Raw genomic sequence first — 12,663 nt, 5'->3', positions numbered from 1 at the left:
ACGGAGCGACACGATCAGCCCGACAATGTCACAAGGCGCTTGCGGAACCAACGAACGGATAGCAACGGAATGTCGGATCGACTGAAGGCCGAGCGGGAAGCTGCGGCGGAGCGGCGGAGCCTCTTGGTTCAAGATGCCATCGAGCGCACCGGGATCACCGAAGAGATGATCGGGGAGCTCGTCACTCGCTTCTACGGGCGCGTGCGCGCGGACGCCTTGCTGGGCCCCGTGTTCGCGATCGTGAAGGATTGGGACGAGCACCTCGCCAAGCTGAAGAATTTCTGGTCGTCGGTGGTGCTGATGACCGGCCGCTATTCCGGCCAGCCGATGCGGGCGCATCTGCCGCTGAGCCTGATCGGCGATCATTTCGATCGTTGGCTCGACCTGTTCGAACAGACCGCCCGCGAGGTCTGTCCGCCCGCGGCCGCTGCGCTGTTCATCGAGAAGGCACGACGCATCGCCGACAGTTTTGAGATGGCATCGGCAACCGTGGCGGGCCGCATCGCCGCGCCGCGCCACGTGCTGAGATCCTGAGCACGACACACCTGCCTGCCGAACGTGCAATTGGTTGTCGTCGCTTTGCATCGCGTCACACATGGCGCATTGCACCAATTCCAACATCATCGGTCTGACCCGCGAAATCATCATGACCGGTCGCGCGATATGACGTTGCACTCGAGAAAATGCGCGTAAACGCGTTCACTCGTGTTCAATCAACGCGAGCAAAGCCATATTGATGCACTGCGGCGCCAATTCTCCGCCTTGTTTTTGGCAGAGTTCCAGCGCCTGCTAGCGTGCATGTCGAGCTCATCATTCTATCTCATCCCAACATCATCGTGCTCCAACATCGCGACGAAACCTGACGCCGACGCGGGCACGGAGCAAACGCGGCGAACGCTCCTCATCGGTGCGCTCGCCGCCACCGCATGCCTTGGTTGTTCCGCGCAGTCGCATGCGGGAGAGGACGAGCCGGGCGCAGACGAACGGCCGCAGAAGGGCGACCTCCTCGTGTTTTCCGAAGGCGATCAGGAAGGAAAGGTCATCACCTCAGCCGATCTGCCGCGCGGAGGGCCGCCGGTGCACGCCTGGCCGAAGGATCCCAAGACATCGGTGGTGCGCAGCGGCTCGCGGCTCAACGAGATCCTGATCATCCGGCTCGACCCCGCCGAGCTTGACGACCAGATCAAGGCGCGCGCCGTGGACGGCATCATCGCCTATTCGGCGATCTGCACGCATGCCGGCTGTCCCGTCACCGCCTGGGTCAAGAGCGATGTCGGCGACAAGGAGGTGTTCAAGTGCATGTGCCACAACTCCGAATACGATCCCCGCGCGGGTGCGCAGGTCGTGTTCGGGCCGGCGCCGCGGCGGCTCGCTGCGCTGCCGCTGGCGCTCGCTGACGGCTCGCTCAGCGTCGCGGGCAATTTCATCGGAAAGGTAGGTGGCCAGCAGGCAGGATGATGGATCGCGGGTCGCGCCCGCGTCACGACAGGCCGCATCCGCATTTCGTGCGGGTGACGAGAAGAACGACAAGAATTCACAACAAGAATTCAACGGATGAAATCAAGGGGAAACGTCCTATGACCAGGAAGCAATGGTTACTGTCCGGCTTCGTCGCCTTCACCTGCCTCGTCCCGATCGCCGCCGGCGCCGGCCCGATCGAGAATTACAGTCCGGTCACTGCGCAGCGCCTGGAGAATCCGGAAGCCGCCAACTGGATGCTCTACCGGCGGACCTATGACGGACAGGGCTATAGCCCGCTCGACCAGATCAACACCTCGAACGTCAAGAATCTCACGCCGGTCTGGACCTTCGCCACCGGCGTCATCGAGGGGCACGAGGCGCCGCCAATCGTCAACAATGGCGTGATGTTCGTGGCAACCCCGATGGGGCAGGTGATCGCGCTGAACGCCAAGACCGGCGACGAATACTGGCGCTACAAGCGGCAGCTTCCGGACGATCTGTTCCAGCTACATCCGACCAGCCGCGGCGTTGGGCTGTGGGAGGACAAGCTCTATCTCGCCACCACCGACGATCACGTCGTCGCGCTCGACGCCAAGACCGGCAAAGTGGTGTGGGACACCAAGGTGCAGGACTACAAGAAGGGTCAGTACATGACCCTGATGCCGCTCATCGTCGACGGCAAGGTCATCGTCGGCGGCTCCGGCGGCGAGTTCGGCGTGCGTGGCTACGTCGCGGCCTATGACGCCAAGGACGGCAAGGAGCTGTGGCGCACCTTCACCATCCCCGGCCAAGGCGAGCCCGGTCACGACACCTGGCAAGGCGATGACTGGAAGAACGGCGGCGGCTCGGCCTGGATGACCGGCAATTACGACAAGGACACCAAGACGATCTACTGGGGCGTCGGCAACGCCGCGCCGTGGCCCGGCGAGATGCATCCCGGCGACAATCTCTACACCTCGTCGGTGCTCGCGCTCGATCCCAACACCGGTAAGATCAAGACCTATCACCAGTATCACCAGAACGACTCCTGGGACTGGGACGAGGTCGATGCGCCGATGCTGGTCGACCTGCAGCGCGATGGGCGCAACATCAAGAGTCTGATCCATCCGGGCCGCGATGCGATCTTCTGGGTGCTCGAGCGCACGCCGACCAAGATCAACTACGTCGCCGGCTGGCCGTTCGTCTCCACCGACGTCTGGAAGGGTATCGAGCCCGAGAGCGGAAAGCCGATCGTCGATCCCGCGCACAAGCCGGTCATCGGCAAGCGGGTCGAGTTCTGTCCGTCGCTCTGGGGCGGCAAGGACTGGCCGTCGGCGGCCTACAGCCAGAAGACCGGACTCGTCTACGTGCCCGCCAACGAGAATTTCTGCGGCGGCTTCACCGGCGAGAAGATTGCGCTGAAACCCGGCGAGCTCTGGCTCGGCACCAAGCCGGAAGACATCGGCCTGAAGGCCAAGCCCGGTGCGGATCACTTCGGCGAGCTTCAGGCTTGGGATCCCGCCACAGGCAAGAAGGTGTGGCAGCATAAGTTCCCGAAGTCGCAGTTGTTCGGTTCGGTAACGGCGACCGCCGGAGATCTCGTTTTCGCCGGCGGCACCAACGACCGCTACTTCCGCGCCTTCAACGCCAAGACCGGCGAGCTGCTCTGGGAGCAGAAGACCAACTCCGGCATCATGGGTATGCCGGTGTCCTATGAGGTCGATGGCACGCAGTACATCGCGATCCAGTCCGGCTGGGGCGTCGATGCGCAGCGCATCCAGGATGCCCTGGCGACCAACAATATCGGCATCGAATCCAACGTGCCGCAGGGCGGTGTGATCTGGGTCTTTGCACTGAAGAAGTAGCTCCGCGGCGGATCGAAGGAAGCGGAGCGCGCAGGGGGCGAGCGAATGCGGCGGACGGCAACGTCCGCCGCATTCTGCTATCCGGGACCCGGCTCCGCCAAGGCTTCGCCGGGCTTTCAGTGCTAGGCCGGCGAAGCTTCAGCGAAGACGGCAAGCCTCGTGACGACGTGCGAACGCCCACGCGCAAAAGTGCGAGGGCTACGCCTCCAATTGCTTGCCGAGCGGCAGGTTGCGGATGCGCTTGCCCGTCGCGGCGAAGATGGCGTTCATCAGCGCAGGGGCGAAGGGCGGCACGCCGGGCTCGCCAACGCCGCTCGGTGGCGTGTCGGGTCCGGGCGGCACGATGTAGACGTTGGTCACCAGCGGAGACTCATCCATCCTGAGGACCTGGAAGTCGTCGAAGTTTTTCTGCTCGACCTTGCCGTCCTTGAAGGTGATCTCGCCATATTTGGCGAGGCTGAGACCCATGATCGCCGCGCCCTCGATCTGCGATTGGATACGCTCGGGATTGACGTAGGTGCCGCAATCGATGGCGGTGTCGACCCGCGGCACCGTCAGCTTGCTCTTATCGTCGACGGCCACCTCGACGATGGTCGCGATGTAACTGACGAAGCTGCGGTGCACGGCGATGCCGAGGCCGTGGCCCTTCGGCACCTGGCGTCCCCATTCGCCCTTCTCGGCGACCAGCTCGACCACCTTGCGCAGGCGTGCGGTGTCGATCGGGTAGCTGTCATAGGGCTCGCCGTAGTTCCAGAGGTCCTTCACCTCCGGCATGACGATCCGCGGGCTGCCGATTAGCGCGAGCAGCGTCTCCTTCTGGTCGCGGCCGGTCGCATGCGCGATCTCGCCGACCATCGACTGCACCGCGAAGGCGCGCGGGATGTTCGAGACCGAGCGGAACCAGCCGATGCGGGTATGCGCGGCCGCTTCCGGATTCTCGCACGAGACGTTGGCGATCTCGAAGGGCATGTCAACGAGGCCCATGCCGAGCTCGAACGGTGCCTGGTGGACGGTTCCGGCGGCGAAGGTCGAGGCGATGCTAGGGGCCACGCTGCGGTGGCGCCACGCGATCACCTTGCCGCTCTTGTCCAGTCCAGCCTCGATCCGCTCGACCGAGACGGTGTGCAGGAAGTCGTGACGGACGTCGTCCTCACGCGTCCATTGCACCTTCACCGGCGTGCCGAGCTCCTTCGACAGCAGCGCGGCCTCGAGCGCGAAATCGCATTTCGACTTGCGACCGAAGCCGCCGCCGAGCAGCGTGACGTTGACGGTGACGTTCTGCTCGGGGATGCCGAGCGTCTTGGCGACGTCCTCGCGGGTGCCGCCGGGGCTCTGCACCGGCGCCCAGATCTCGGCCTTGTCGCCCTTGACGTCGGCGACCGCGACCGGCGGCTCCATGCTGACATGGGCGAGATGGGGCAGGTAGTATTCGCCGACGACGACCTTGTCCGCGCTCTTCAGCGCGGCATCCGCGTCGCCTTCCTTGCGCACGACGAGGCCCGGCTTGCGCGAGGCGTCCTCGAGCTCCTTGCGGTAGGCGGCCGAGTCGTACTTGGCATTCGCGCCGTCGTCCCAGGTCAGCTTCAACGCGTCGCGGCCCTTGATCGCCGCGCCGGTGTTGCGGGCGATCACCGCGACGCCGCCAAGCGGCTGGAATTTCGTCGGCCACGGCCAGCCGCGGACCTGCATCACCTTCTCGACGCCGGGGACCTTCAAGGCCGCATCGGGATCGAACGAGACCAGCTTGCCGCCGGTCACCGGCGGGCGCGCTATCACGGCATACTTCATGCCGGGTAGTCGCACGTCGGCACCGTAGCGCGCCTTCCCCGTGGTGATGTCGCGAAGATCGACGATGCCGATCTGGCCCTTGGTCAGATAGCGGAAGTCCTTGGGGTCCTTCAGCTTGAGGTCTTCGGTGCTCGGCACCGATTCTTTGGCGGCGTCGGCCGCGAGTTCGCCGAAGCCGAGCTTGCGCCCGCTGGCGCTGTGGATCACCTCGTGATTGACCGCCTTGACCTCCGTGGCGGGTACGCCCCAGCGCTTGGCCGCAGCCCGCTCCAGCATGGCGCGGGCGGAGGCGCCGATCTGGCGCATCGGCATCAGATAGTGCCGCGTGCTGCGCGAGCCGTCGGTGTCCTGGTTGCCGAACTTGACCTCATCGCCGTGGGCCTGCTCGACCTTGACCTTCGACCAGTCGGCCTCCATCTCCTCGGCCACGATCAGCGGCAGGCTGGTGCGCACGCCGGTGCCCATCTCCGCTCGGTGGGCAAGAATGGTAACGATGCCGTCGGGCGCGACCGCGACGAAGACGCGCGGATCGACCACGACGCCGTGCGGCATCTTTCCCGCGCCGGTCTCATAGGCGAAGGCCTGACGTGACATCACGGGTGCGGCAAGCACGAAGCTGCCGGTGACTCCGAGTCCCTTCAGGATGCTGCGGCGTGAGATCTTCTCGACCTTGATGTGCTTTTCGAAGCCACGAAGCTTCCGGGGATTGTCGATGAAATTCATGATCACACCCCCGTCGATGCGAGATGCACGGCGTTTTCGATACGCTGGTAGCAGCCGCAGCGGCAGATGTTGCCGGACATCGCTTCGCGGATCTGCTCATGCGACGGTTTTGGATTGTCCATCAAGAGCGCAGCGGCCTGCATGATCTGGCCGGCCTGGCAGAAGCCGCATTGGGGAACGTTGACCTGGCGCCAGGCCTTCTGGACGGGATGATCGCCGGTCGGATGCAGCCCCTCGATCGTCGTGACCTCGCGCCCGGCGATGTCGTTGATCGAGGTGATGCAGGAGCGCACGGCCTCCTTGTCGACAATGACAGTGCAGGCGCCGCACAAAGCCTGGCCGCAGCCGAACTTGGTGCCGGTCAGCCCGGCCTCGTCGCGCAGGAACCAGAGTAGCGGGAGATCCGGGTCGCCGTCCCAGCTCTGTTCCTGGCCGTTGATCTTCACCTTGATCATGATCGTCCCTCGCTCTTCATAAGCATGTCGATTTTGGATTGCGCCGACGTCGGTCGACGCCGGCTCCGTGCGTTGTCTCGCCAGCATCCGACCTGTTGTCCTCGCGCGGGCAGGTCCCGGGAGGAGGTCGCTATGCGACTGGCGATGTCTGGATGTGCTCGAAATCTCCCGTTTTCGTTCTTATTTGATTGAATTTCGCGCGGCATCGTGACGCCGCGACTCATATCAGAGATCGGGCCGGACCGGCATTCACAGCCGGGTGTGCTTGACGTGAACAGATTGTATCCGCGATTTGGCAAAAGCAGGGCGGGAGCGCTGCGCGCTGCGTGCCGCGCGGCCTTTGCAGCGGCAGGTTGCAGCAAAAAAAAGCTTCGTCCGCCAGAGGGACTGTGCGGACGAAGCAGGATGCCTCAGTCGAGGGAGGGAGAAACGCAACGCACGCACGGACTTCAAGCGGGAAGTTGGCGGCGCTGCGCAGTCATTCAGAGACCAGGACTGAGGGGAGCCAATGGCCCTCGCCAGTGCAAATGGGCGGAGCCACGCCGCCGCAATCTTGGAGCCTCGCCGTCCGGCGCGCTGGTGGTGGTCGGGACCAGCGGCCGGACGGCGTGGCCAACGTCTGATGGCCTCAGGCGGCCTTGGCTTTCGCCACGTGAGTTGCGATCGCGTCCATCAAAGGCGGCGACAGACAGTCATAGGGCTCGAGCCCGATTTCCTTCAGGCGCGAACGAATGCCCGCCATCTGCTCCGGCTTCACGCCCGATTCGATCACCGAGGAGACGAAGGCGGCGAATTGCGGCGCCTGCGAGCCCTGCTCCTGGAACAGTTCGGGATGGATGAAGTCGAGGCCGTAGAACGGATGGTTCTTGTTCTCGATGCGGCCGTACATGTGCGTGCCGCAGGCCTTGCAGGCGTAGCGCTGGATTACCGCGGAAGGGTCGACAATCTGGAGCTTGTCGCCGTTCTCGAGCACGGTGACGTTCTGGCGCGGCACCACGGCGACGACCGAGAACGTCGCACCTTGCGGCTTCCAGCACTTGGTGCAGCCGCAGGCGTGGTTGTGGGCGACGTCGCCCTTGATGCCGACCTTGACCGGATGGTCCGTGCATTTGCAGACCAGCGTGCCGCCGGCGAAGCTGCCGCTGCCCTGTTTGATGCCGTTGTCGATCGAGGGGTGGAGTGCAACTGTCATGGGACGATCCTCCTTGTGGATGATGCTTCTGGTTCAGTAGACGACGACGGAACGGATCGATTTGCCCTCGTGCATCAGGTCGAAGCCCTTGTTGATGTCTTCGAGCTTCAGCACGTGGGTGATCATCGGGTCGATCTGGATCTTTCCGTTCATGTACCAGTCGACGATCTTCGGTACGTCGGTTCGGCCGCGGGCGCCGCCGAAGGCGGTGCCGCGCCAGTTGCGCCCGGTGACGAGTTGGAACGGACGCGTGGCGATCTCCTTGCCGGCCTCGGCGACGCCGATGATGATCGAGGTGCCCCAACCGCGATGGCAGGCTTCCAGCGCCTGGCGCATCACCGTGGTGTTGCCGGTGCAGTCGAAGGTGTAGTCGGCGCCGCCGTCGGTCAGGCCGACGAGATGCTGGACGATGTCGCCGGTGACCTTCTTCGGGTTGACGAAGTGGGTCATGCCGAACCTCTTGCCCCACTCCTCCTTGGAGTCGTTGATGTCGACGCCGATGATCTTGTCTGCGCCGGCCATCTTGGCGCCCTGGATGACGTTGAGCCCGATGCCGCCGAGGCCGAACACGACGACGTTGGAGCCCGGCTCGACCTTGGCCGTGTTGACGACGGCGCCGACGCCGGTGGTGACGCCGCAACCGATGTAGCAGCTCTTGTCGAAGGGGGCGTCCTCGCGGATCTTCGCCACCGCGATCTCCGGCAGCACCGTGAAGTTCGAGAACGTCGAGCAGCCCATGTAGTGGTAAATCGGCTTGCCCTTGTAGGAGAAGCGGCTGGTGCCATCAGGCATCACGCCCTTGCCCTGGGTGGCGCGGATCGCGGTGCAAAGATTGGTCTTCTGGCTGAGGCAGCTTTTGCATTGCCGGCATTCCGGCGTGTAGAGCGGGATGACGTGATCGCCCGGTTTAACCGAGGTCACGCCAGCGCCGATCTCGCGGATGATGCCGGCACCTTCATGGCCCAGGATCGAGGGGAAGATTCCCTCGCTGTCGAAGCCGTCGAGCGTGTAGGCGTCGGTGTGGCAGATACCAGTTGCCTTGATCTCGACCAGGACTTCGCCAGCCTTCGGACCTTCCAGATCGACCTCGACGATCTCGAGTGGTTTCTTCGCTTCGAAAGCGATGGCGGCACGTGTCTTCATCGTAAACTCCTCAAATCCTCATGGAGACGCCAAGACTTCACGTCTCGGGCAGACTCCAAACGTTTATTTCTTGCCCATGCACGAGTCTTCGGCCTTGGTATAGGCGTCAGTCTTGTCCTCATGCTTGCCGGGCCGCGCACGGCCCCAGGCTTCGTTGGAACGCGCGCGCAGATAGACGTAGAGATCGTCCATGTAACAGGCGACGTTCGGATTATCGCCGAAGGCCGGCATCACGTTCTCCTGCGCGGTCGAGATGTTCTTGCGGCCGGAGGCGACGACGCCGAGGAAGTCGGCATAGCTCATCGTCTTCAGCGAATCTTTCAGCGCCGGGGCGTAGGTCGAGCCCATTCCGTCCGGGCCATGACAGACATGGCAGTCCGAGTGATAGCGGCGGTATCCGGAATAGGTGTACCAGTCGACGGACCCCTCGGTGACCTTGTAGGTCGGGTTTCCCTCCTTATCGAGCCACTCACCATTTTCGTTTTGTTTGACGGCGGCCGGATCGCCCGAGCCGTCCGCGACGGCAATTCCTCCAGACGCGACGAAGATCATCGCAGCAATGGCACAGCAGATTTTTCGCAAGTGATTTTTCCTCGAGCGCGTTCGGTGGAGACGAGCCGGCGCGTGGAGTTGATCCACGCGCCGGGACGATACAGGGTTGAGGCTAGTTCGGCAGCGAGAACACGGTCAGCGTGCCGCCGAGAGCCGTGTAGTTCGAGAGTGCCGCATAGCCGCCGACTGCGCCGAGACCGGCCGTCGGATCGGTCAGACCTGCCGCCAGACCGATACCGGCCCAGCCGCCCACGCCGGAGAGAACGGCAACGTACTGCTTGCCGCCATGCTCATAGGTCTGGACGTTGCCGATGATGCCGGAAGGAGTCTTGAACTTGTAGAGCTCCTTGCCGGTCTTGGCGTCGACCGCCTTCAGGTAGCCTTCCAGTGTGCCGTAGAACACCACGCCGCCGGCGGTTGCGAGCGCACCCGACCAGACCGAGAACTGCTCCTTGTTCGACCACACGATCTTGCCGGTCTTGCCGTCCCAGGCGATGAAGTTACCCATGTTGGTCTCGCCCTGCGGCGGATACATCGACAGCGTCGCACCCACATAGGGCTGGCCCGCGGTGTAGCTCACCTTGAACGGTTCGTAGTCCATGCAGACGTGGTTGGTCGGCACGTAGAACAACTGCGTTTCCGGCGAGTAGGCCGCCGGCTGCTCGTCCTTGGTGCCGAGCGCGGCCGGGCAGATGCCCTTCACGTTGTGGTCTTCGCCCGCCTTGTCGGTCGAAGCTGCATCAAGCACCTTCGGACGGCCATAGGTCGGCGAGTTCTTGTCCATGTCGACGCCGGAGGTCCAGTTCACCTTCGGATCGTACTTTTCGGCGACCAGCAGCTCGCCGCTCTCGCGATCAAGGGTGTAGCCGATGCCGTTGCGATCGAAGTGCGTCAGCAGCTTGCGCGGCTGCCCGTTGATGCTCTGATCGGTGAGGATCATCTCGTTGACGCCGTCATAGTCCCATTCGTCGTGGGGCGTCATCTGATAGACCCACTTGGCCATGCCAGTATCGGCGTCGCGCGCGAAGATGGTCATCGACCACTTGTTGTCGCCGGGACGCTGCTTCGGATTCCAGGTCGAGGGATTGCCCGACCCGTAATAGACGAGGTTCAGAGCGGGATCGTAGGACATCCAGCCCCAGGTGCAGCCGCCGCCGATCTTCCACTGATCGCCCTGCCAGGTCTTCAGCGAGGAATCAGCTCCGATCGGCTTGCCGAGCGCGGTCGTCTTGGCGGGATCGACCTTGATCTGATCGTCCGGGCCTTCGGAGAAGGCGCGCCAGACTTGCTTGCCCGACTTTAGGTCATAGGCGGTGACGTGACACTGCACGCCGAACTCGCCGCCGGAGATGCCGACCAGCACCTTGTCCTTCACCACCAGCGCCGCCGACGTGCCGGTCTGGCCCTTGCTCGGATCGCCGTTCGTGGCCGTCCAGGCGACTTGGCCGGTCTTGGCGTCGAGCGCGACGAGGTTGGTGTCGGCCTGATGCAGGATGATCTTGCCGTCACCATAGGACAGGCCGCGGTTGACCGTATCGCAGCACATCACCGGGATGACGTTCGGGTCCTGCTTCGGCTCGTACTTCCAGATGATCTTGTTCTCGTTGGAAAGGTCAAGAGCATAGACCTTGTTCGGGAACGGGGTGTGAACGTACATCACGTTGCCGATGATCAGTGGGCCACCTTCGTGGCCACGCAGCACGCCAGTCGAGAAAGTCCAGGCGACCTGGAGCTTGCCGACATTTTGTGCGTTGATCTGATTCAGTTTGGAGTACCGGGTATTGGCGTAATCGCCTGCCGGCATTACCCAGTCTTTCGGGTTCTGCGACATCTTGATCAGCTCGTCATTGGCTGAAGCGCTGCCGACAGCGAGAGCCGCCGCGGAGCCAAGATAGGTCGCCAGTAGCACCTTGCGCATAGTCATTTCCTCCTAGGTCTCGTTTATCGTTTTCGTAGCATTGCCTAACCACTGGGCTTTGACGTCCAGCGTCTGCTCGTGCAGGGCGGTCACGGTTGGGACCAGAAACGATGCTGTAGTGTTTCCTCCTCCTGGTATGAGCCACGGGTCTGCGTTTCGCTTGCGGCCCGTTTCTTGTTGTTCCTGCCGCAATTCCTAACCACTTCGTCATCGGGAAACTTGCCCAAGAGAGAAGCCGCTTTGCTCGACAGCGCACGGACGCGAAGTTTTTGATTTTGCAGTAGCGAATTCAGCGGCTTCTGCTATGTCCGACCGCAGGTTTTCTGCGCTCAGGTTCCCCTTGACGGCGCTGCAACTAAGGCGGAGGATTATTCTCAAGGGTGGCAGTGGGGCAGGGCGCTTGCCCCAAAAGACGACCCAAATTTGAGGTAAACGTCGCGCAATCACGGCTGAGGGCTCCGGCGGATGCCGGTCGCGATTCGCGCCGTATCTCCCGGTGAAACCAGTGGCTGGATCATGTCCGACACAATCCACACGCTCTCGACGACCGGACTGACGCCGAAGAAGCAGATCCAGAGTTGGATCGATGGGCTGACCAGCCTGTGCGGCTACTTCGACGTCGATCCGCTGGAGGCGTCCTCGCTTGAGGGCCGCATCGACTACACCACGGTCTCGCGCCTGAAGCTCTGCCAGATCGAGGTGAGCCAGCATCGCATCGCGCACACCTTCGCGCGCGCCAAAGCCAACGAACATCCCTACATCAAGATTCATTTTCAGACATATGGCGTGTCCTATTTCGAGCAGGAGGGCCGTCACATCGAGCTCAACCCGGGCGACATCATCGCCTATGACGTTTCTTGCCCGCACTCGATCATCAGCCCCGCCTTTACGCGGCACGACGTGGTGATCGTGCCGAAGGCGCTGCTCCGCGATCGCGGCTTCCCGTCACAGCGGATGCCGGCCTGCAAGCTGTCGGCGCGCACGGGTACGGGTCGGATCGCCCATGATTTTGTTCACGCGACCTTCGACGAGGCGGCGAAGCTGTCGGCGAACAGCGCGGTCGGCGTCGCCGATTCGCTGATCGATCTTCTGCTGCTGCCGCTCCGCGAGGCCGACACGCTGTTCGATCGGGTCGGGCCCGAGGCGATGTATGTGCGCGCGCAGTTCTTCATTCGCGAGCATCTGCGCGATCCGGATCTGTGCATCGACCAGATCTCGGCGGAGCTCGGCTGCTCCAAACGCTATCTGCACATGCTGTTCTCTGAGCGCGGCACGACGGTGAGCGACTATATCTGGCAGGCGCGGCTTCAGAACTGCCGGCAGGAGCTCGAGGCCCACGGCGGCAAGACCATCACCGACGTCGCCTTCTCCTGGGGCTTCTCCAGCTCATCGCATTTCAGCCGGGTGTTCCGGAAGTATTTCGGCGTGGTGCCGTCGTCGATCCACAAGGCGCAGCAGAACGCCGTTTCCTCGGAAGAGCATTAGGCCCGCGCGGCGCCGTTCGACCGCTCAGTGCGCCCGCCTTCGCAGGCGGGCGTTTCGCTTTGGGCGCAGGCCGACTCGAGGTCAAGAGACTGCGCGTGCCTC

At 63.2% G+C, this 12,663-nt stretch carries 10 protein-coding genes; 4 read left to right on the top strand and 6 right to left on the bottom strand.

Annotation, left to right across the window (positions count from 1 at the left end):
• Nucleotides 1–69 precede the first annotated feature (69 nt).
• From MTR72_RS25645 to MTR72_RS25635, 3 genes are all read left to right on the top strand, one after another.
• Nucleotides 70–534 carry a group III truncated hemoglobin gene (locus MTR72_RS25645; RefSeq protein WP_341511470.1) on the top strand — a complete coding sequence of 155 codons (465 nt, stop codon included), beginning with the start codon at nt 70–72 and terminating at the stop codon, nt 532–534.
• 264 nt (nt 535–798) lie between these two features.
• A complete protein-coding gene (locus MTR72_RS25640) occupies nt 799–1,458 on the top strand; it encodes a QcrA and Rieske domain-containing protein (RefSeq protein WP_341511469.1) in 660 nt (219 codons plus the stop codon).
• Nucleotides 1,459–1,577: 119 nt separating this feature from the next.
• Entirely contained in the window at nt 1,578–3,305 is a 1,728-nt protein-coding gene (locus MTR72_RS25635; RefSeq protein WP_341511468.1) for a methanol/ethanol family PQQ-dependent dehydrogenase, read from the top strand.
• Nucleotides 3,306–3,503: 198 nt separating this feature from the next.
• On the opposite strand, the gene MTR72_RS25630 is transcribed toward MTR72_RS25635, so the two are convergent.
• The 6 genes from MTR72_RS25630 to xoxF5 form a co-directional block, all read right to left on the bottom strand.
• Entirely contained in the window at nt 3,504–5,816 is a 2,313-nt protein-coding gene (locus MTR72_RS25630) for a xanthine dehydrogenase family protein molybdopterin-binding subunit (protein WP_341511467.1), read from the bottom strand.
• Between the two features lie 2 nt (nt 5,817–5,818).
• Nucleotides 5,819–6,271 carry a (2Fe-2S)-binding protein gene (locus tag MTR72_RS25625; protein WP_341511466.1) on the bottom strand — a complete coding sequence of 151 codons (453 nt, stop codon included), beginning with the start codon at nt 6,269–6,271 and terminating at the stop codon, nt 5,819–5,821.
• 628 nt (nt 6,272–6,899) lie between these two features.
• Nucleotides 6,900–7,463 (bottom strand): S-(hydroxymethyl)glutathione synthase, encoded by a 564-nt coding sequence (gene gfa / locus MTR72_RS25620; RefSeq protein WP_280969498.1) that lies wholly within the window; start codon nt 7,461–7,463, stop codon nt 6,900–6,902.
• 33 nt (nt 7,464–7,496) lie between these two features.
• The gene (locus tag MTR72_RS25615; RefSeq protein WP_341511465.1) at nt 7,497–8,606 is read right to left on the bottom strand and encodes an S-(hydroxymethyl)glutathione dehydrogenase/class III alcohol dehydrogenase; all 1,110 of its coding nucleotides are present in this window, start codon (nt 8,604–8,606) and stop codon (nt 7,497–7,499) included.
• Between the two features lie 63 nt (nt 8,607–8,669).
• On the bottom strand, nt 8,670–9,158 hold the full coding sequence (locus tag MTR72_RS25610) for a c-type cytochrome, methanol metabolism-related (RefSeq protein WP_280970915.1): 489 nt from the start codon (nt 9,156–9,158) through the stop codon (nt 8,670–8,672).
• Between the two features lie 112 nt (nt 9,159–9,270).
• Nucleotides 9,271–11,076 carry a lanthanide-dependent methanol dehydrogenase XoxF5 gene (xoxF5, locus tag MTR72_RS25605; protein WP_280969500.1) on the bottom strand — a complete coding sequence of 602 codons (1,806 nt, stop codon included), beginning with the start codon at nt 11,074–11,076 and terminating at the stop codon, nt 9,271–9,273.
• A gap of 516 nt (nt 11,077–11,592) precedes the next feature.
• Between xoxF5 and MTR72_RS25600 the strand changes: the two genes are divergently transcribed.
• Nucleotides 11,593–12,561: a helix-turn-helix domain-containing protein gene (locus MTR72_RS25600; RefSeq protein ID WP_280969501.1), complete on the top strand. Its 969-nt coding sequence runs from the start codon at nt 11,593–11,595 to the stop codon at nt 12,559–12,561.
• Nucleotides 12,562–12,663 lie beyond the last annotated feature (102 nt).

It is taken from the genome of Bradyrhizobium sp. ISRA442 (assembly GCF_038085055.1).
In the GTDB taxonomy this organism is placed as follows: domain Bacteria; phylum Pseudomonadota; class Alphaproteobacteria; order Rhizobiales; family Xanthobacteraceae; genus Bradyrhizobium.
Note: the sequence above shows the minus strand (reverse complement) of the source record. Positions and strands in the feature narration are given on the sequence as shown.

What these genes read in the sequence shown, in the direction of transcription:
- MTR72_RS25645 (WP_341511470.1), top strand. Translation starts at nt 70, where the DNA reads ATGTCGGATCGACTGAAGGCCGAGCGGGAAGCTGCGGCGGAGCGGCGG.
- MTR72_RS25640 (WP_341511469.1), top strand. Translation starts at nt 799, where the DNA reads ATGTCGAGCTCATCATTCTATCTCATCCCAACATCATCGTGCTCCAAC.
- MTR72_RS25635 (WP_341511468.1), top strand. Translation starts at nt 1,578, where the DNA reads ATGACCAGGAAGCAATGGTTACTGTCCGGCTTCGTCGCCTTCACCTGC.
- MTR72_RS25630 (WP_341511467.1), bottom strand. Translation starts at nt 5,816, where the DNA reads ATGAATTTCATCGACAATCCCCGGAAGCTTCGTGGCTTCGAAAAGCAC.
- MTR72_RS25625 (WP_341511466.1), bottom strand. Translation starts at nt 6,271, where the DNA reads ATGATCAAGGTGAAGATCAACGGCCAGGAACAGAGCTGGGACGGCGAC.
- gfa (WP_280969498.1), bottom strand. Translation starts at nt 7,463, where the DNA reads ATGACAGTTGCACTCCACCCCTCGATCGACAACGGCATCAAACAGGGC.
- MTR72_RS25615 (WP_341511465.1), bottom strand. Translation starts at nt 8,606, where the DNA reads ATGAAGACACGTGCCGCCATCGCTTTCGAAGCGAAGAAACCACTCGAG.
- MTR72_RS25610 (WP_280970915.1), bottom strand. Translation starts at nt 9,158, where the DNA reads ATGATCTTCGTCGCGTCTGGAGGAATTGCCGTCGCGGACGGCTCGGGC.
- xoxF5 (WP_280969500.1), bottom strand. Translation starts at nt 11,076, where the DNA reads ATGCGCAAGGTGCTACTGGCGACCTATCTTGGCTCCGCGGCGGCTCTC.
- MTR72_RS25600 (WP_280969501.1), top strand. Translation starts at nt 11,593, where the DNA reads ATGTCCGACACAATCCACACGCTCTCGACGACCGGACTGACGCCGAAG.